16 protein-coding genes are annotated in these 21733 nt (G+C 43.0%); all 16 read left to right on the top strand.

What is annotated here, in order from left to right:
- The first annotated feature begins 13 nt into the window (after positions 1-13).
- On the top strand, positions 14-1009 hold the full coding sequence (locus F597_RS0111330; RefSeq protein ID WP_019539860.1) for a BT_3044 domain-containing protein: 996 nt from the start codon (positions 14-16) through the stop codon (positions 1007-1009).
- Positions 1010-1040: 31 nt separating this feature from the next.
- A complete protein-coding gene (locus F597_RS21645; RefSeq protein WP_019539859.1) occupies positions 1041-2153 on the top strand; it encodes a discoidin domain-containing protein in 1113 nt (370 codons plus the stop codon).
- Positions 2154-2246: 93 nt separating this feature from the next.
- Positions 2247-2891 (top strand): hypothetical protein, encoded by a 645-nt coding sequence (locus F597_RS0111320; RefSeq protein ID WP_019539858.1) that lies wholly within the window; start codon positions 2247-2249, stop codon positions 2889-2891.
- Positions 2892-3384: 493 nt separating this feature from the next.
- Positions 3385-4587 carry an MFS transporter gene (locus tag F597_RS0111310; protein ID WP_019539856.1) on the top strand — a complete coding sequence of 401 codons (1203 nt, stop codon included), beginning with the start codon at positions 3385-3387 and terminating at the stop codon, positions 4585-4587.
- 115 nt (positions 4588-4702) lie between these two features.
- Positions 4703-7909, top strand: coding sequence for a SusC/RagA family TonB-linked outer membrane protein (locus F597_RS0111305; protein WP_019539855.1), 3207 nt, complete (start codon positions 4703-4705; stop codon positions 7907-7909).
- A 12-nt stretch (positions 7910-7921) separates the two neighbouring features.
- On the top strand, positions 7922-9781 hold the full coding sequence (locus tag F597_RS0111300) for a RagB/SusD family nutrient uptake outer membrane protein (RefSeq protein ID WP_019539854.1): 1860 nt from the start codon (positions 7922-7924) through the stop codon (positions 9779-9781).
- Positions 9782-9897: 116 nt separating this feature from the next.
- Positions 9898-11064: a Gfo/Idh/MocA family protein gene (locus tag F597_RS0111295; protein WP_026327370.1), complete on the top strand. Its 1167-nt coding sequence runs from the start codon at positions 9898-9900 to the stop codon at positions 11062-11064.
- 134 nt (positions 11065-11198) lie between these two features.
- A complete protein-coding gene (locus F597_RS0111290; RefSeq protein WP_019539852.1) occupies positions 11199-12764 on the top strand; it encodes an SUMF1/EgtB/PvdO family nonheme iron enzyme in 1566 nt (521 codons plus the stop codon).
- A 75-nt stretch (positions 12765-12839) separates the two neighbouring features.
- Positions 12840-14210, top strand: a complete 1371-nt coding sequence (locus F597_RS0111285; RefSeq protein WP_019539851.1) for a Gfo/Idh/MocA family oxidoreductase — start codon at positions 12840-12842, stop codon at positions 14208-14210.
- A gap of 12 nt (positions 14211-14222) precedes the next feature.
- On the top strand, positions 14223-15137 hold the full coding sequence (locus tag F597_RS0111280; RefSeq protein WP_019539850.1) for a TIM barrel protein: 915 nt from the start codon (positions 14223-14225) through the stop codon (positions 15135-15137).
- Positions 15138-15330: 193 nt separating this feature from the next.
- Positions 15331-17745: a cytochrome c biogenesis protein CcsA gene (locus F597_RS0111275; protein WP_019539849.1), complete on the top strand. Its 2415-nt coding sequence runs from the start codon at positions 15331-15333 to the stop codon at positions 17743-17745.
- A gap of 151 nt (positions 17746-17896) precedes the next feature.
- Positions 17897-18871, top strand: coding sequence for a Gfo/Idh/MocA family protein (locus F597_RS0111270; RefSeq protein WP_019539848.1), 975 nt, complete (start codon positions 17897-17899; stop codon positions 18869-18871).
- A 206-nt stretch (positions 18872-19077) separates the two neighbouring features.
- Positions 19078-19215 (top strand): hypothetical protein, encoded by a 138-nt coding sequence (locus F597_RS22595; RefSeq protein ID WP_019539847.1) that lies wholly within the window; start codon positions 19078-19080, stop codon positions 19213-19215.
- A gap of 72 nt (positions 19216-19287) precedes the next feature.
- Positions 19288-20343: a hypothetical protein gene (locus tag F597_RS0111260; protein ID WP_019539846.1), complete on the top strand. Its 1056-nt coding sequence runs from the start codon at positions 19288-19290 to the stop codon at positions 20341-20343.
- 43 nt (positions 20344-20386) lie between these two features.
- Complete coding sequence (locus F597_RS0111255) at positions 20387-21265, top strand: hypothetical protein (RefSeq protein ID WP_019539845.1); 879 nt, start codon at positions 20387-20389, stop codon at positions 21263-21265.
- Positions 21266-21267: 2 nt separating this feature from the next.
- On the top strand, positions 21268-21708 hold the full coding sequence (locus F597_RS0111250) for a S24/S26 family peptidase (protein ID WP_026327369.1): 441 nt from the start codon (positions 21268-21270) through the stop codon (positions 21706-21708).
- Positions 21709-21733 lie beyond the last annotated feature (25 nt).

The raw sequence follows: 21733 nt of genomic DNA, 5'->3' as shown, positions 1-21733 counted from the left end.
AACTGATTTTACAATGAAGAATAATATAAAAATTATTTACTGTATATTGCTGGGATTTGCTGTTGTTGCCTGTGACTCTTATGATTTTGAACAGGAGCAATACAGAAATGAGATTAATCTGTTGAGCAACTCTCAAATGATTTATGACAGGCAGGTTGCGGACCTGAGTAAAGACCGTGATACCATTTATCTGGTAGCCGGATTAAGTGGAACGCGAAACTCAGATCAAAATTTCAGGGTAGCACTTATGGAAGCCGATTCACTGATCCAAGCCTATAATAAGTCGAACTTTGATATAGAAATAGATCGTTATGCACGCTTTCTTCCTGAGGAGTGTTATACTATTCCTTCTTTGGAAGCAGTGATTCCGGCAGGAGAAACACAGGTAAAGTTCCCCATTTATTTAAACAACCTGGATAAACTTTCTCCTGATTCGATCTATTTCTTGAATTACAAAATAGACCCCACGAAAACGGATGTGTTCAACCCCAGAAAGGATGAAGTATTATTGCGTATATTCAAAACGAATGAATACTCCACTACCCAGCGGAATGTTTTTTATAACTACACCTCTTCTTTTGTAACGACCCTCGATTTGAATAATCCTTTAATACGGCGTCCTACCAGTTCTAACCAGGTGTTTCCTTTAGGAGAAAATTCGGTCAGGATGTTGGCCGGTGATGAGGAAATGGGAGAATATAAAACCGCTTTGAATCGTATCAACGAAAGAAGTATCAAGGTAGTAATGGGAGAGCAGACATCAAAAAATCCGATGGCGCGTCACGTGACTATTGAACCTTATAAAACGATTGATGTAGTTCAGCTCACGCCGACCGATATTTACGATAATACGTTTTTGATCAATATTATCTCAACACCTGATGGCCGTAGTACCTACTATAAAGAATTTCGCTTGCACTATAAATACAGATTAAGAGAAACAGACCCATATAGAGAAGTGAAAGGTATTTTACGTATGGAATATAGCCCAAGAACTGACTTGTTATAATAATTGTTAAATGAAACAATAAAATAATCGTATGAGAAAAAATATAGTATTATTCGGATTAATCGGAATATTGATCAGTGCTTTGGGAGTCAATTCCTGTGCACCCGATTATCAGACGGATTTCGAAGTGAAAACATTGATTGTTCCCGATAAAAGCCTGGCTCCCGTATTTCTCCCTGTGGAAGGTGGAGAGTCAGTCGCCAATGTGGAGACGAATGTGGCATTAGCTGACTGGTCCACCTCTTCCAATGCGGCCTGGTTATCGGTTGATAAGAAAGAGGGCCGGGTGACTATGACCGCCGAAAATAATGATACCTTTGCACCTCGTCTTGCCCGGGTGACCATTGAATACGGACACCAAGCCTATTATATTAATGTTACCCAGGCTGGTAACTCTCCCTACTTGTTGGTAGATGGTGAACGGACGGGTGTCGTGAAATCTTTTACCGCAGCGGAAGCGACTACTTCTGTCGTGGTGAAATCGAATATGGCACTGGATCATATCCTGATCCCGGATACTGCCGACTTTATCAGTGTCGATGCTATCACAGACATTCCGGGAAGTACGGATGAGAAGATGGTATCTTTTAAAATTAGCCAGAATTTTGGACGGAATGTACGTTACGGCGGTATAACCTTCCAATCGTCTGATAATTATGACCATACTGCTTCATTCCTCATTATACAGCAGGGAATGGTATTGGCGGAATTGCCATTGAGGGTTGATATGCTTTCTACCAATGCGCAGGAACCTAATGAAGGACCCATTGCCAATCTGTTGGACGGTAATCCCGGATCATTCTTCCATTCCGCCTGGTCTTATAGCATTAGTGAGGCGCATTATCTTCAGGTAACATTGGATGACCCGATTGCCGGATGCGTTTTCTGGTATCAAAACAGGAATAACTCGAACGGTAAACCAACCGATGTATCCATTATGGTAAGTACCGATGGGGAGACTTGGAGTGAAATGGTTCACCTCACTTCGGGATTACCGACGGGAGCAGGCTCGACCTATGAATCTGCTTTTCTTATGTTGGAAGAGCCGTTTAAGTATTTCCGGTTTATTGTCAATGGAACAAATGGAGGTACAGCTCCCACATACTTCAATATGGCGGAATTTAGAATGTATGCTCCGGAGTGAGTCTGGCCAATATATTTACAGTCAATTTTTAAACGGGAGGGAATGGAGATCAATCTCCTTCCTCCCTTTCGTTTTAGTTAAACAGATGATGAGATGAGAAAATTATTATATAGCCTTCTTTTATTAATATCATGTCTCTTCTATCTTGCGGGATGTAGTTCAGGAACAAAGATAGACATCACTCCTCATCAGATAGATCCCGAAGCAGATGCTTTTTATCGGCAAGCACTTGAACTTGCTCCTGATTACGATGTGGATAGCACCCTTAAATGCATTCAGTTGCTGGATAATGCCTTATCTATTGATAGTATGAATCCCGATTATTACGGTCTTAAATCGAAGCTGTTATGTGAGTTGGGTTATTTAGATTCAGCCTTAGTCGTACAGAGTGAAGCTGATCGGCTTGGGGCAATTACAGGTGAATACCTTTTTCAATTGGCTCTTTTTCAGGCAGCCAAAGAAAGTTTGGATGAGGCTAAGGAGAATTTCAGGCGGAGTAATGAATTCCAGAAAGCCATATTGAAGCAATATCCTGACAGCTTGGGGGCTTTTATTATTCAACAGGCGACAAACGCCTGTTATCACGGACAAGACTCTTTATATATGACAGATATTAAGTCTGTACGGGAGCGCTTTCCTGATCGTTTAATGGAAATAGAAAAAGCAAGACGGCTAAAACCCCAGAATCTTATAAAACAAATAAAGTCATTGGAAATAAAGACACCCGATGGTCACTGAACGTTTTGTTATCATTAAAACGCTTTTACAATCGGAGGCAAAGGGTATCTATAGGTGTTCTTTATACACTAAATATTTTTATAATTTGTTTTTATATATGTTTGTTGTTTAATTTTTTTTATTTCTCTTTGTAAGGCTATAGAAAAAGCAAAACTACTTACTCCAAAATAAGAATATTAATGCCATAATGATAAAATTGTAGTCAATGAGAACAAACACAGGCAAGAATAAATTCAACCCCTCTTTTGTGTTAATTAAAGTTAACGGGAGGGGGCAATCCTTCATATATAGCTTAGAACCCTTATCTCCAATCATTCTTTTCTTCTTTCTCTATAACAGATATTTTAATAATATTTCTCGGGTTCCCTTTATTCCATATAAAAAAACATTCCCAGACAGCATTAGCTACGACTGTCTGGGAATGTTTTTTTATGAATGATCCGGTTATAGGAGACTTTGCAATATTAAATAATTAATGATATAAAATTTAATAATGGGAAACAAAAATAAAAAAACACAACTCTCCCTGATGATGTTCTTTCAGTTTTTTATTCAGGGATCATGGTATGTAACCATGGGCACTTACCTGGGACAGACCCTTCATTTCACGGGAGTACAGATCGGATTGGCGTATAGTACGGCAGCCATCGCAGCCATTATATCTCCTGTCATCGTTGGTATGCTGGTTGGGGGGTTCTTTTCCGCCAACAGGGTACTGGCGTTTTTAAACATAACGGGGGCAGTATTATTAGTCTGGTTGACACAAATCAATAATTTTTCGTTATTCTTTCCTGTCTTGCTGTTGTATGCAATTTGCTTTATGCCGACCATGTCGCTGTGCAACTCCATCTCTTTTGACAACCTGTCTGATCCGTCGAAGGAATTCTCCCGTATCCGGCTGTTCGGGTCGTTCGGGTGGATTATTTCCGGGATACTTATCAGTTCCATGAATCTGGAACCATTGTCAACGCCTTTCCTTATCGCTGCCGGCATTTCTTTCCTGGCAGGGTTGTATGCTTTTTTGCTACCCTACAAGGCACCTGAAAAGCGTGCGGAAAAGGTGACTGTCGGGCAAATACTCGGGTTCGATGCCTTTAAACTTACCAAAGATAAATCGTTCCTGGTACTGCTGGTATTCTCTGCATTGACCTGTATTCCCCTTGCTTTCTATGATTCTTTTACCAACCTTTTCATAGTCAATGTAGGGATCAATAACGCTGCCGCAGCCATGAGCATGGGTCAGGTTGCCGAAGTGATCTTCCTTTTTGCGTTTCCTCTTCTATTCCTTAAGTTACGTTACAAGGGAAGTATAGTGTCCGCTATTGTGGGTTGGGTGCTGATGTACGGGTTCTTTGCGCTGGGAGCTCATACGGGACAGACCGGATTCATCTATGCCGTACTGCCGCTCCACGGGTTCTGTTTCACCTTCTTCTTTGTTTCGGGACAATTGTTTGTGGATGAAAAGGCTCCATCGTCACTACGGAATTCGGCCCAGGGCCTGATTGCCTTTGCCACTTATGGGGTAGGGAAATACCTGGGAACACTGGTTGCCGGGAACGTAGTACATCAATACACTGCCGCCCAGGGTGCATACAACTGGGTTGCTGTCTGGATCGTACCCTTTGCTATGGCTGTTGTCATCCTGATCGGGTTTGTTGCCCTGTTCAGAGAAAACGGTAAGACTAAATCTGTATAATACCTTATTAATTTTTTTGCCTATGGATAGATAGATCAGATACCTTTTCAACCGGAAAAGAATATAATAATTGTCATTGAAAAATTATTCTTAAAATTATCTAAATCGTTGAAGCATGAATGAAACATTAACTGTAAATGAAATGAAAACAAAATTGAAACAACATTTATCAAAATTTTTGATGTTCCTGTTTTTTGTGTTGTTGACGGCTTCCGTATCAGCGCAAAAGACCGTAAGGGGAACCGTGAGCGATGTGAACGGGGAACCCTTGATAGGAGTGAATGTAGTAGTGAAAAATGCTGCTACTACTATTGGAACCGTAACGGATGTTGACGGTCAATATTCATTGGAAGTGCCGGGAGAGAATTCTATTCTCGTTTTTTCGTATATCGGGTATAATACCGTGGAAGTGACTGTCGGTACGCAGACCATTATAGATCAAACACTAACGGAAGAGACTCATTTGATTGATGAACTAATTGTAGTCGGATACGGGGTTTCAAAGAAGGAAACGGTAACCGGATCGGTATCTTCTATAAAAGGGGAAGAGCTGATTAAATCGCCTGTTACCAATTTATCAAATGCTCTAGCCGGTCGCTTACCGGGTGTGATCACTTTCCAGAGATCGGGGGAACCCGGATATGACGGATCTACTATTCGGATTCGTGGATCAAATACACTTGGAAATAATGATCCTCTCGTTGTTATCGATGGTGTGGCCGCAAGGGCAGGAGGATTGGACCGGTTAGATCCTAATGAAATAGAAAGTATTTCCGTATTGAAAGATGCTTCCGCAGCTATTTACGGAGCACGTGCGGCAAATGGTGTAATTCTTATTACCACAAAAAAAGGTAAAACAAGTCAGAAACCGCAGTTAACCTATTCTTTTAACCAGGGATGGGCTCAGCCGACACAGTTGCCGAAAATGGCCGACGCCGCGGAATATGCGGAACTCAGGAATGAGTTGATCGTAAATAATGGATTGCAGAATCCTAAAACAGGTATACCGGATGTAGTGGGTGAACCATGGAAAACAGCGGAAGAGATACAGAAATACCGTGACGGATCTGATCCATGGAGATATCCTAATACAGACTGGTTTAAAGAGACGTTTAAAACATGGTCTCCCACATCTGTCCATAATGCGACATTGGAGGGTGGTACAGAGAAATTAAGCTATTTCTCTACATTCGGATATAAATTCCAGGATGGTTTATATCATAACTCTGCAAACAATTATGAACAATTTAATTTGCGTATTAATCTGGATGCGCAATTGAATGATTGGGTAAATATGTCTGTAAATATGTTAGGACGTCAGGAAAATAGGAATTTTCCCAGTCAAGGCGCCGGCGATCTGTTGTGGTTTACTTCCCGTGGCCGTCCTACAGATCCTGCCTATTGGCCTAACGGTTTGCCTGGGCCTGCACAGGAATACGGACGCAACCCGGTTGTTGCAGTAACCGATGAAACCGGTTATACGCGTGACAAAAGATATTATGTGCAGACAAATGCAAGAGTGGAGGTGACGCAGCCATGGATCGAAGGACTGAAATTGACGGCTTCCGTATCTTATGATAAAGCATTCGGGCAGACAAAAAGTTGGTTTAAACCATGGTATTTATATACCTGGGATAATCAGAGCTATGAAGCTGACGGCGTAACACCAAAATTGGAAAAAGCATTGAGTTACCCTTCTCATCCTGATCCATCGTTGAGAATGAATAACTTTGATCAGACAAATATGTTATTGGGAACATTTATCAGCTATGATAAAACATTGGGAGATCATACCCTGAATGCACTTTTGGGTGCTGAGAGTGAAATCGGAGACAAATCCTTTTTTGAAGGATACAGAAGGTATTTCTTATCTTCAGCTCTTGATATTTTCAATGCAGGAGGTGATAAAGAAAAAAATGCAACCAGCGGGGGATGGAATGATAACTGGGAACGTGCCCGTATGAATTATTTCGGACGTTTTTCCTATAATTATAAAGAAAAATACCTTACTGAATTTGTATGGAGGTATGACGGATCATATATGTTCCCAAAAGAAAACCGGTTTGGATTTTTCCCGGGAGTCTTGTTAGGTTATCGTATTTCTGAGGAGGATTTTTGGCGCAATAATCTTTCCTTTATAAATTATTTCAAGCTAAGGGCTTCATGGGGACAACTTGGGAATGATCAGGTATGGTATGATGATCAGTTGCGTGAATATCAATATCTTCCTACTTATTATTACGAGTGGGGATATATCATAGATAATGAAGATGTAAAAGGGCTCAGGATCAGTAGGTTCCCTAACGAAAAAATTACATGGGAAAGAGCAAATAATTTCAATATCGGTTTTGACGGACAAACTTTGAAAAACCGTTTGTATTTTGAATTTGACTATTTCTACAACAAACGTTCGAATATCCTGTGGAGAAGAAATGCCTCTATTCCTGAAACGGCCGGTTTAACGCTGCCTGCTGAAAATATTGGTAAAGTGGACAATACCGGTTTTGATTTTAATATTTCATGGTCAGATAATATAGAGGATTTCAAATATAATATCGGTATTTCGGGTGGTTATGCCAAGAATACCATTAAATTCTGGGATGAATCAGCCGGCGCACCCGAATGGCAAAAATCAACAGGACATCCGATGAATACCGGATTATATTATGAGTTTGATGGTGTTTTTAAGGATTGGGCCGAAATTAATGATATTGCCAATCGTCCGAATTATGACGGTATTACCGATGATGCCAGCCTGCAACCCGGAGATATGAAATTCAAAGATATAGATGGGGATGGGAAAATTACTCCGGACGATAGAAGACGTTTTGATAAAACCAACGAACCCAAGTGGACTTATGGATTGAATGCTTTTATGCAATACAAAAACTTTGATCTGACGATTTTGTTTCAGGGTGCTGCTGACGCATGGACAAAAGTTTATTTTGATTCCGGTGATATCGGAAACTACTCGAAAAGAGTTTATGATAATCATTGGTCGGTCGATAATCCAACCAGTGAACATCCCCGCGTACATGAACGTCAGAAATATTACTGGGATAGTGGGACAGGAGCCAACAATACCTACTGGATGGTGAATACGGATTATTTGAGATTAAAAAATATTGAATTGGGATATACATTGCCACGCCATATTGTAGATAAAACTCTGTTCTTTAGTCATATGCGTTTATATGTAAATGGTGTGAATCTTTTTACCATCTCTCCGTCTAAAGAGATCGATCCGGAAAGTACCAGTGCGAATGCGACCAATTATCCGCAATCGAGAGTTATAAATCTTGGTTTTTCATTAACATTCTAAATTTTACAAAAGATGAAAAAGAATATTATATTTTTGTTTTCTTTTTTCCTTTTTGTATTGGTAGCATGTGATCATGACTTCATGGATACCAAACCCAAAACGGAAATAACAGCAGATGATATCTGGAAAGAAAGCAGTTTGGCTGAGGCCTATATGTTCGATATTTATTTTACTTTCCAGGATGCGGGTTTTACTGAAGAGCTACAAGCATCGGCTACCGATGAAGCATTATTTACCCATGGCCGTGAATTTCGTGAAACCAATGCAGGTGCAATAACGGATGTGAATCTTGGTTGGTTTGGTAAGACCCAGAGCGGACACCAATGGGCAAGGCTCTATAGGAATATCCGATCCTGTAATGATTTTATAGAAAATATTGATAATGCAGAGTTTGATGAAAGATATAAGGTTCAATTGAAAGGGGAAGCCTATTTCTTACGTGCTTATTTCTTTCACCGTCTGACCAGGGCTTTTGGTGGCATTCCATTGCAGTTAAGAGTCACCCAGCTGACAGATGATCCTGAAAGTTTTCTGATTCCCAGATCTTCATACACAGATTGTATAGATCATATTTTAAGTGATCTCGATGAAGCTGCTGATTTATTGAAAGACAGAACATTTGCCAATACCCAAAAAGGACGTGCAACACTGGCTGCCGTGAAAGCTCTGAGGGTACGTGTGCTGACTGATGCGGCAAGCGATTTGCATGATGAAGCTACGGCAACAGCCAAAGTGCCCATCTTTAATTCTTATCCCAATAAGGAGTTGTTGTTTTATACCAAAGGGTCAAGGGCCGAGAGATGGAATGCTGTGAAAACTGCTGCAAAAGACTTAATGGATAATCCGTTGGGGCATGCTGTCCCCGATTTCGGAGGACCTGGTTTGTCTGTAGAGGAAAAAGCCGATGCAATCTGGTCTTTTTTCCTGAAAGATAGTCCTGATCATATTTTCTCACGTTACTTCATTGATACCAAAGATGAAAGCGGAACGAAAATGCCACTTTTCAATGGCCCTTCCGGATATCATGCATGGGGCGGTAATACTCCGATACAGGATTTTGTAGATGCTTTTGCTATGGAAGACGGTAGCAAATTCGACTGGAATAATCCTGAGCATAAAGCAGCTCCGTACAAAAACAGGGAGCCCCGTTTTTATGCTACGGTAATGTACGATGGTATGCAATGGATACAACGTCCCTCCGATTATGCCGTGGCTGATCCTACCGGTACCATCCAAACAGGATATTATCAGTTAGATCCTGCTTCAAACGATTTATACCCAGGTATGGATACAAGGACAGGTGGTGGTGAAAACTGGAATGCTACCTATACCGGATATTATCTGAAAAAATTTATCAATCCTGCTGCTGGGGATCACCGTAATAAGATTAATGCTGTCTTTCCGTTTATCCGTCTTTCGGAGGTATATATGAACTATATTGAAGCATGTATTGAATTGGGAGAATTGGACGAAGCCAAAGAATACCTGAATCAGATGCGTGAAAGCGTAGGGATGCCGGATGTTACGACATCCGATCAGACTGAGTTACGTAGGATTTATCAAAATGAGCGGAGACTGAATTTTTATTTCGAAGAGCATCGTTACTGGGATGTCCGTCGTTGGATGATCGCTCCGTCAGCTCCCGGATTGAACAGCCTGACGGGAATCCGTGTAACGGCTATGTTAAAATCCGGCGTAGGAAAACAAGAGCGGTATGCACATGATGAATCGCGTTGGAATTATACGTATGATGTTGTACCTGTTACCCAGGAAGGGAGGAAATGGGAAAATAAATGTTACTTTTTACCTATCCATCGTGATGAGATAAACAGAAATAAGAATCTTATCCAAAATCCGGGATACGGGGAATGATAACTGATTCAGACTGTCCGGAAATATAATAGGATTCAAAACAATTCTTAACGCTGTTACTAATAATTTTGTATCTTTGTTTTCGGACAGTCTAATAAATAATAATATCGGATATTATGAAGCATAAAAAACTTAAAATGGGCATGGTCGGCGGTGGGAGCGATGCCTTTATCGGAGCTATACACCGTCGTGCGGCGTTCATGGATAACCTGATCGAACTGGTCTGTGGTTGTTTCAGTGCCAATCCGGAAATATCAAGAAGTTCGGGAAGGGAATATTTTCTTCCGGATCATCGGATTTATGACAACTACCAAGAAATGTTTGAACGTGAAATGGAGCTGCCTGAAGAAGAACGGATGGATTTTGTGACCATCGTAACCCCCAACAAATGGCATTTTGAACCGGCCATGATGGCACTGGAGAGAGGCATTCACGTGGTACTTGACAAACCGATCACCTTCTCCCTCGAAGAGGCGGTGAAGCTAAGGGAAAAGGTAGAGGAGACCGGTCTGGTACTGGCACTCACACACGTCTACTCGGGATATCCTGCTGTCAAAGAGGCGAAAGCCCGGATTGCCAACGGAGAGTTAGGCAAACTCAGGAAAGTGTATGTGGAATATACCCAGGGGTGGCTCTCACAACGTATAGAATTGCAGGGCGGTAATAACGCCGGATGGAGGACAAATCCCAACACTACCGGCAAAGCGGGATGTATGGGTGATATTGGCACGCATGCCTGGCATTTGGCCGAATATATGACGGGGCTGAAGGTGCAGGAAGTATGCGCCGATCTGCAGACTTATGTGGAGGGACGTCCGGTAGATGATGACGGTGCTTCGTTGCTGCGTTTGGAAAACGGTGTGACCGGTGTGCTGATGGCTACCCAGATAGCTACTGGTGAAGCCAATAATATCCGTATTCGTGTGTATGGTGATAAAGGAGGACTGGAATGGAGGCAGATGGATCCGAACCGGTTAATCCTTAGATGGGACGATAGACCTACACAAGAGCTTTATATGGGGAATAACGAATTCCTGAGCGATCTCGCCAAATGGAATACAAGAACGCCTGCAGGACATCCGGAAGGTTTTATAGAAGCATTTGCCAATATTTACCGGAATTTTGCTTTGACTGTGATGGCCAAAAGAAATGGAGAAGTACCAGTAGGTCTCATTACCGATTTTCCTGACGTGTATGACGGTGTCAGGGGAATGCAGTTTGTGGAAACTATGGTAGAAGCAGGCAAGGATAACGATACAAAATGGTTCAAATGGATAGAATAAAAGATATTTTTGCTAAAAAAGTGTATTTTATAGGTGCATTTTTTTTAATAGAATAAAATTTCGTACTTTTATAGGCAAATAACGGTAATATATAGATAGAAACTATAATTTAAAACTTCTTATCAGGAACTACAATGTCGAAACGTGCCAGGAGGGAACAGAGAACAGGTAAAAAACTGCACCAACGAAAAGGTTTTTTCCTTCTCATCGGAATATTCATCGGAATTGTCTTTGTTGCAGCCTTGTATCAGACTTCAGTTTATTTTTCCACGAATGAATCGTGTATGATGTGCCATGTGCATCCTCATGCGGAAGAGAGTTGGATGTTGTCGGTACATGTGAATAACTCGAGCGGGGTGATGGTGAACTGTGTGGATTGCCACCTTCCTCCCAAAGACGACACATGGGCTCATTATACGGCAAAAATATCGTTGGGGGCCCGTGACCTGTGGGGATACCTTACCAAGGATCCGGCAGAGATCGACTGGGACAGAAAATCGGAATTGGAACATGCCATAAAATATATACCCAACGAATCCTGTGTGAAATGTCATCAGAACCTCTTCCCCCAGGGAATCAGCGATGATGGTATCACAGCACATCTTTACTATGAGGAAAATGCTGAAAAGCTCGATTTGCAGTGTATCAGTTGTCACCTTGATGTAGGGCATTACAATCCGAATTACTCCCACGGCCAGATGGTCGGCATTCCCGGGCAGACCGCAACCGCAGCTGTAGATACGAGCTTGTTCTATAAAGAACCTGCCGAGGTCGCCAGCTTTACCAACTATACGGAACAGATCCCCGGCACAGCCGTTTCGTTCGGGATGATCGCGATCAAGGGAGGAACTTTCAGGATGGGAAGTCCCGAAAAGGAACCTTTCCGTAATCCGGACGAATCGCCGCAGCATGAGGTATCTCTGAGTCCGTTCTTTATGGCGGAGGTAGAAACCACCTGGGATATGTACTGGGCATTCTATGCGGAGACGATGAGCGAAGGGCGTACTCCTCCTGAAACAGTCTATGCGAACAACCTGAATGCTATGGGTGTAGATGCCATATCAGGCCCTACACCGCCATTTGGTTATCCTGACCAGGGTTGGGGACAGGGTGATCGTCCCGCCATAACAATGACCCATTACGCTGCCGAAACATTCTGTCAGTGGTTATCGGAGAAGACCGGTAAGAAATACCGTCTCCCTACCGAGGCTGAGTGGGAATATGCTGCCCGTGGAGGTACGGAAACACCTTATTTCTTTCCCGGAAGTCCGAAAGATTTTTCAGATCAGGGATTTATGCGGAATGTTTTCAAGCCGAAGACCGACGGTATCACCTCGTATGTGGTCTATGACAAAAATAGTAACGGACGTACGCAGCCTCCTTCCGAAGTGATGGCCAATCCTTTCGGATTAAAAAATATGCTGGGTAATGTGATGGAGTATACGGCTGACAAATATGATCCGCAAGCATATGCTAAACGGTCAGGAGTTACACATAATCCCCGCGTGACCGAAGGTGACGAATGGGTGGTACGTGGAGGACTCTATTCTTCCGATGCGGCTGATGTGCGGAGTGCGAGCCGTAGACATACGCAACACGAAGCATGGTTGAGGACGGACCCGCAACAACCAAAGAGTATCTGGTGGTATTCCGATATAAAAGGGATCGGATTCCGTGTAGTATGTGAACCGGACTTATAGTGGTAAGGTGAAATGGTGGAGAAGTGATAATAACAATAAAAAATCCTAAAACAATAATCTAAAACAATCAAAGTAATGAAGAAAGAAAACAATCTAACCAGAAGGTCATTTCTGAAAACTTCTGCCGTGGCGGGAGCAGTCGGAGTGATCGGTACCGGCTCCGCGGGATTTCTGACATCCTGTAGTGGTGGAGGAAAAGAGGGTAATGCGCCTTTGAGAGAGCCTGGTACTTATTATATCCCCGAACTTCCTGACCTGTCTGCCGACGGGAAAGAGTTGAAAGCAGGTGTCGTAGGCTGCGGCGGACGTGGCTCCGGAGCAGCATTCAACTTCTTGAATGCTGCCAATGGCGTAACCATTGTAGCTTTAGGCGATGTGTTCCAGGACAGGGTAGACGGTCTGGCGGAAAAATTGAAGAATGAAAAAAATATAGATATTCCTGCCGACAAGCGCTTTGTGGGGCTGGATGCCTACAAACAGGTGATCGATAGCGATATCGACGTGTTGATCGATGCTACACCTCCTTTCTTCCGTCCGGAACATTTCAAATATGCGGTAGAAAAAAATAAGCATAGTTTTCTGGAAAAACCGATCTGTGTAGATGCAGCCGGTTATCGTACCATCGTAGCTGCTGCCAGACAAGCCCAGGCTAAGAATCTTTCTGTAGTTACCGGAACACAACGCCATCATCAGCGCGCTTATGTGGAATCTTATAAACAGATTATGAATGGCGCTATCGGTGAAATTACCGGTGGAACAGTTTACTGGAACCAGAGCATGTTGTGGTATCGCGACAGGCAACAGCAGTGGAACGACTTTGAATATATGGTACGCGACTGGGTCAACTGGAAATGGCTGTCGGGCGACCATATCGTGGAACAGCACGTCCACAATATCGATGTATTTACTTGGTTTACCGGATTAAGGCCTGTCAGCGCTGTCGGTTTTGGTTCCCGCCATCGTCGTGTGACGGGTGACCAGTACGATAATTTCAGCATTGACTTCACCATGGAAAATGGTATTCATATGCATAGTATGTGTCGTCAGATCGACGGTTGTGCTAACAATGTAAGCGAATTTATCCAGGGAACAAAAGGATCGTGGTCGAGCAACGGCGGACATGTGATTAAAGACCTTGCCGGTAACGTGATCTGGCAATATGATAGTGAGGCTGAAAAGACCAGTTTCCAGCAGACCGATCCTTATACATTGGAGCATGTCAATCTGATTAACTGTATACGGGGTAACAAACCGATTGAACAGGCATCCGAAACGGCTGTGTCGAATATGGCCGGGATTATGGGACGCGAAGCAGCCTATACCGGGCAGGAAGTGACATGGGATACCATGACTGCCGCTCCGCTCGATTATACGCCGGCCGATCTGAATATCGGTAAGATGGATATGTCCGGATTTACAGTACCTGTACCGGGAAGTGGAAAGTAAAAAGTTACGATTATGGCACTCGACAGGAGAAGATTTTTGAAAACAACCCTCGCCGGGTCTGCGGCCATGGCTATAGGCGGATGTACCTCGTTTGCTTCGGCAAATGGAAAAGAAAACGCTGCTTCCGGTAAGGCGAAACTGAATATCTCTTTTCAGGAAGGGATTGCTCCCGGAGCTAACCTGAATGAAAAGTTCGATTTCATGGAAAAGCATGGCGTGGTAGGTTTTGAACCTCATGGGGGAGGAATCCGTGACCGGATGCAGGAGTTCAAAGATGCCCTTAAAGGGCGTGATATCAAGGTGAGTGTTATCTGCGCCGGTTTCGAAGGTTTCATCCTTTCTACCGATCCGGAGATCCGGAAAAAGTGCCGTGACACGATGGAGGTGTTGATGATTGCTGCGGGTGAACTCGAAGCCGAAGGCGTAATCATCGTTCCTGCATTCAATAGTCAGGTACCCGTGATGCCCCATACGCAGGAGACCCGTGACTTCCTCTGTGAACAGTTCGATGAGATGGGTACCTTTGCACAACAACACGGAACGACCGTTATTTTCGAACCGCTGAACCGCAAGGAGGCGTTTTACCTTCGCCAGGTGGCTGATGCCGCTTCCATCTGTCGCGATATCAATAACCCCGGCGTGAAATGTATGGGTGACTTCTGGCACATGACCTGGGAAGAAAATTGCGATATGGCTGCTTTCCTCTCTGCCGGAGAATACCTGCAGCATGTGCATGTGGCCAGTAGGAAACGTCGCAGCATGCCCGGGGAAGACGGTGAGGCTGATAACTATGTAAATGGATTCAAGGGGCTCAAGATGATGGGGTATGACAAGTATGTCAGCTTTGAATGCGGAGCTCAGGGCGACCGTAACATAGTGGTGCCAGCGGCACTTGAATTACTTCGTAAACAGTGGGAAGAGGCGTGAGATCGTTTCTCACGTTGATGGATAATACTACATAGATAATAATGAGTGAGAGATTGATTTCTTTCACTCATTTTTTTACTTCCAAACCAAATTTTGATATTTTTGTAGTAAATAAGAAGTGAAGAATTTCACTTGTCACTAAGTAAATTAAAATAGTCTGAAAGAAACAGAATAGCCCGATTAAAGAATCATTATGGACAAATTTGTACGTTTTCTCTCATCATATAAAGCCTCTATTGTATTGTTGCTCATCTATGCGATTGGTTTGGCAATAGCTACTTTTATCGAAAAATGGATGGGGGCGCAGGCAGCCAAGATGTTGATTTATTATTCCCCACTGTTTTTGTTCCTTCAATTCCTGCTGGTGATGAATTTTATCCTGATCCTTTTCAGTCGTAATTTCATCCAAAGAAAAAAATGGGCCATGGTGGTGATCCATTTCGCCCTTGTGGTTATCCTTTTAGGAGCGTTGACCACATTCCTGTTTGGGAAAGAGGGACAGGTGCATATCCGTGAAGGTGAAAAAACAGATCAAATGGTGATGCATACCTCCAAAGGTATTAAAACCGAAACTTTACCTTTTATGTTGGAGCTCAGGGATTTCAGATTGATCCGTTATCCGGGTTCCCAGAGTCCATCCTCCTATGAAAGTGATCTGCTGGTACATGTTGATGGAGAGGTACGCGAAGCGAAAGTGTTTATGAACAACGTACTGGACGTAAAGGGATACCGTTTCTTTCAGGCATCCTACGATCAGGATGAGATGGGTACTATCCTCTCGGTGAACAAAGATGTGGCGGGACGTACTGTTACCTATACCGGCTATCTCATGCTCGTAGCAGGTTTTATCCTTATCTTTTTTATGCCTAATTCACGATTCCGTAAGTTGCAGCAACAGTTAAAGGAAGTCAGGAAAGGCATACTTATTCCGGTTCTTCTGATTATCACGACATTTGGTTATGCGCAGGATATGCCGGACGGCCCGATGAGCGGTACAGTACAGGAAAACAGGATACCACCGGAACACGCGGCCCGCTTCGGTACATTGCCCGTACAATTCCGGGGACGGACGATGCCTATGAATACATTCTCTTCCGAGATTCTCCGTAAGGTACATAAGGAACAGGCATTTGGTGATCTCAACTCTGACCAGTTTCTGCTTGGCCTGCTTGCTATGCCACAGATGTGGATGCAAGTACCTCTTATTGCCCTGTCGGATAAAGAGATAAGTGCGCAGTATAACCTTCCGGAGGAATACATACCTTATTATCATCTTTTCGACCAGCAGGGAAATTACAGACTGTTGCCCCGATTACAGGAAATCTACCATCGGCCGGCGGACAAGAGAACCTCTTCTGAAAAAGAACTGATTAAGCTCGATGAGCGGGTTAATATCCTTTATCAGTTGTTCAATCATACTATGCTGGGAATTTATCCTGATCCGAATGATCCTTCACATACATGGTATGCACCGGGCGATGATCTTTCAGTCTTTTCCGAAACAGATTCGGTCTTTATTACACAGTCGTTCGAACAATATCTTGCGGAAGTACGGCAAGCGTTGAGAAGTGGTGACTGGAGTAAGGCCGACCAGGCTTTGGAAGTAATTGAGGCATATCAATCAGACAACGATAAGGCTTCTTTAATCCGGCCGGATAAATTGCAGGCTGAATTCCGTTATAACCGGCTGGATCTCTTTAACCGCGTTAAAGTAGGCTATTTTATTTCCGGCGGATTGCTGCTCATTATTGCCTTGATGCAATTGTTGCGTGAAAAACGATGGAAGCGTTATGCAACTGCTGTGCTCACCGTCTTTATCGTGTTATTGTTCTTTTGCCATATATTCGGTATGGGAATGCGTTGGTATATATCGGGATATGCACCCTGGAGCAATTCGTACGAGACAATGGTCTATGTGTCGTGGGCTACTGTACTGGCCGGTTTTATCTTTGGACGGAAAAGTACACTCACACGTGCACTTGCCACGCTTTTCGGTGGGGTTATCCTTTTCGTTGCCGCCCTTAACTGGATGGATCCGCAGATCAATACGCTGGTGCCTGTGTTGAAATCACCCTGGTTGATGTTCCACGTAGCGGTGATTGTCGCAGCTTACGGATTTTTTGGTATTAGTTTCCTGTTGGGTATCACCAATCTTTCAATAATGGCTTTTGCGAAGCATAGCCCCCGTTTGCCCTATCGTATCAAGGAATTGAGTATTATCAATAATATGTCGTTACTGACCGGAGTTGTCCTGATGACTACAGGTACATTCCTGGGCGCCGTTTGGGCTAACGAGTCGTGGGGCAGGTACTGGGGATGGGATCCAAAGGAGACCTGGGCGTTGATCTCCATAGTGGTTTATACGATGGTGACCCATATGCATTTAGTGAAGAGGTGGAATAGTCTGTGGCTTTTTAATCTGCTCTCGGTTTTTGCTTTTGCCTCCGTCCTGATGACTTTTCTTGGGGTTAACTATTTCCTTAGTGGGATGCATTCCTACGGACAAACCGAAGGTATATCTTCCGTTTTTATGTATATTGTGATCGCTTTTGTAATGCTCGGTATTTTGGGTATTATTTCTTACAGGAAAAGAGAAAAAGTGATTTAAGGTGGGAAGGTGGGATTTAAGTGAGAAACTAAAAGTGAAAAGTAAATATTAGAACCAAGAGTCAAGAACCAGGACTTTTAAATTTCTTCACTTCTCACTTCCCAGTTCTTAGTTCTAATTTCTCAGTTCTAATTTCTAACTTCTAAATATTATGCTTCATTGGGGATTTATCGGTTGTGGTGCTGTCACCGAAAAGAAGAGTGGCCCGGCTTTCAGTAAGGTTAAAGAATCGGATGTGGTAGCAGTGATGCGCCGTGACGGTCAAAAAGCAGAAGACTATGCTCGTCGGCATGGGATAGGGAAGTGGTACGATCATGCCGACGACCTGATTAACGATCCGGCAGTAAATGCGATATATGTAGCTACTCCTCCGGGTTCACATGTCGAATATGCGGTAGCTGCCATGAAAGCTGGTAAACCTGTTTATGTGGAGAAGCCGATGGCCGCCTCTTACGAAGAGTGCCTTCAGATAAACCGTGTCTCCCAAGAGACCGGTATACCCTGTTTTGTGGCCTATTATCGCCGTACGTTACCCTATTTCCTCAGGGTGAAACAATTGATTGATGACGGACTCCTGGGGAATATCTCTACGGTGCAGATTCGCTTCGCCATTCCTCCCTATAAGGAGGATTACAATCGGGAATCATTGCCGTGGCGGGTGAAAAAAGATATTGCCGGAGCAGGGTATTTCTATGATCTGGCATCCCATCAATTTGATCTGCTTGATTATCTTTTCGGCGAGATTACCGATGTATACGGATTTACCAACAATGTGGCGGGATTATATGAGGTAGAAGACAGTCTGACCGCTGCTTTCTGTTTCAAATCCGGCGTGACGGGCAGCGGAAGCTGGAGTTTTGTGGCACCTGAGAACAGCCGTACCGACCTGATCGATATAACCGGCACAAAAGGTAGACTGACCTTTGCCACTTTCGATTTTGCCCCTATTCTCCTGGATACAGCCGCAGGCATACGGGAGTTTCGTGAAGAGAATCCGGAGAATATCCAGTATTATCTGGTTGAAAGTATTGTCAATTACCTGAACGGATTCGGTGCAGAGCCTGTCAGTACAGGTATCTCGGCAGCACGCACCAATTGGGTAATGGATAAAATTCTGATAAGTTAAATATGGAGTGTCCTAAATTTGTATATGTAAATTCACTTTTTTGTCTGATTTATTTCAATTATTTGTTTATTTTTGTGAACAAAGTGATATCTTTTTTGTTCTAATTCCAATCATAGCAGATATTTCTGTATTTCAGCCTTGCAGGGACTGATAAAAGAAGATAACTAATTTAATTAAAATGTTTAACTTGTAAAAAAAAGACAACAATGACAGCAGATCGAGATCAGAAAGAAGTGAAAGAGGCTTACGAAAAGCCTGCAATAGAAGTGATTGAAATGGAGACGGAACATCCCATACTGCAAAGTAGTGGTGATGGATGGGATAATGGTGGAGTTTTTCCGTAGTTTATTCTCTACATCAATCTTTTTAATTAGAGGAGAATGAACTAATTTGTAACAATTAAAAAATCGACTAAAATGAAGAAAATATTTTACCTCATGGGAATTTCTGCATTATTCCTGGTAACCTCATGTAATAACGATGAAATTCCCCAATCATCTGTTCCGGAGGCAAAGAAAACATATTTGCCCACAATTCAGGGAAATCTTGGTAAATTCATAGAAACCACTACGAGAGCAGGTGTTGTTGAAGAGAACGACGATCCTGTAGGAAACGGGGAAAATTTTTATTGGAGTAACGAAGATCAGGTGAAGTTACTGTTCTATAAAGATGGAATTCTTGAAAACGACCCCATCGAAATTATTTACCAGGCAGTTGTTGAAGGAAACGAAAAACCAAACCGGTGTGAATTTGTTCCCGTAGATGCAGCTGAAGGTCTTGAAGAAGGATCCTATACCGTATATGGGCTTTATCCCGCTTCAGGATGGACCCTGGGGAATGTCACTGGTCCAGATGGTGAACTCTTGAGCGGTGAATTCTACAAGGCTACAATGGTTTCTATAGCACCGATTGAAAATGAAGAGTCGTCATCCTATTTGACTCCAAATATATTTATGAAAGCAAAAGCGACAGATGTAGTTATAGGTGATGAAGGATCTTCGACACCTATCAGCCTACAGTATAAACAGCTTGGAGGTATTTTACGGATTCATTTAAGGAATGAGAACCAGCCGTTGTTCCCCAAATTATCCGAATTTCAGATAGCTAAAGTGGCAAATGGAGGGGAGGGAGGTCTTATTCCGGAAGATCTTAAACCTTTTTTCAATACACAAGGTTATCTGCAAAATATAGATGATGAGGCATTGACTCCCGCAACTTATTGGCAGATATCTACTGTGACCATCGATATGCATGAGAATGTCTCGACTGAATTTGACTTTTTTATCCCGATATTGGCTACTGATCCATTTGAAGGAGATGATGTATTGTATCTTAGAGCTATATATGTAAATTCGGAAAATGAAGAAATGGACCCGGCTTTTCTGCGGATATTTCCAAGCACTAATTCCGTCTTACAAAATGGATTTAAAGCCGGGAAGAGTTACTATTTCAATCTGACTGGATGGTCGTAAGTAATTAATTAAACGAGCCAACAGCATATAGATATTCATTATTTTGAAGAACAATTTTTTCTATCAGATAGCCGGGCATCGTTTCCGGCTATCTTTTTCTGAAGAGGATTTCGGAAAGGATGCTCTGGGTAACTATACCCCCTTTCTCGTGCCGGAAGGGAAAGGCGACTATCTCTTCCGCCTCTCCGTTGTAGACGATCTTCCTGATAAATACGTTTATGAACAGGTAGGGCAATTCGATAACGACATCGCCTCTATTGGTGTTTTTAAGTCAGAAAACGGATATTTTCGTTTCCACATTGGTTATCCGGGAAACAGAAGTTATTGCACGATGGATGTCGATGCTGCTTTTCGGGTGGCACAGGTGAAACTTCCCGCCGGCGATAAGCACCGTTTTTTCTGCCTCAACAACTGCCTGATGTTACTTTATGCGTTTTCTACAGCGAACCTTGATACGCTGATGGTGCATGCTTCAGTTATTAAAAATGGAGCCGATGGTTTTATGTTTTTGGGTAAAAGCGGTACCGGAAAGAGTACGCATAGCCGGTTGTGGTTAGATCATATAGAAGGGAGCGAATTATTGAACGATGACAATCCGGTAGTACGCATATTCAATGGAAAAGCCATTGTTTACGGTACGCCGTGGAGTGGTAAAACTCCCTGTTACCGCAATGAAGAGGCTTTGTTGAAAGGGATTGTAAAGTTGCAACAGGCTCCTCAGAATCAAATTAAAACGTTATCTTTGTTGCAGGCTTATGCCATAATGCTCCCGGCGTGTTCGAGTATGCGGTGGGAAGAGGAGATTGCATCGGGTATACATCGTACGGTGGAGAAACTAATCGGTATGGTATCCTGCTACCAACTGGATTGTTTGCCGGATAAGGCCGCGGCAGATTTGTCGGCCTCCACGATAAAGGAATAACAATGCGGAGTGTCACACTATCCAATGAAATAATGCTCCCGGAAGTGGCAAGGATGCTTTCCGAAGGTAAACATGTTACTATTAGGGCTAAGGGAAATAGTATGCTTCCTTTTATTGTAGGGGGAAAAGATAGTGTGGTGCTGGAAGGGAAAGGTCTGTATAGTGTGGGAGATATAGTGTTGGCGGAAATAAGGCCGAAGCTGTTTGTCCTGCACCGTATCCTGAAGATAGATGATGAACAGGTAACCCTGATGGGAGATGGCAATATTTCAGGAATGGAACAGTGCCGCAAGGAAAATATTTGCGGTCGAGCCATAACCATTATCCATAAAGGAAAGCAGATTGATTGCAATAGCAAAAAGGCACACCGCAAAGCCCGCCTGTGGAGAAATCTCTTGCCGGTAAGAAGGTATTTATTGGGAATATATAGACGAATTATATAGCCGGTGATGAAACGTAACATACGTA

It is taken from the genome of Proteiniphilum acetatigenes DSM 18083 (assembly GCF_000380985.1).
Classification (GTDB): Bacteria; Bacteroidota; Bacteroidia; order Bacteroidales; family Dysgonomonadaceae; genus Proteiniphilum; species Proteiniphilum acetatigenes.
Note: the sequence above shows the minus strand (reverse complement) of the source record. Positions and strands in the feature narration are given on the sequence as shown.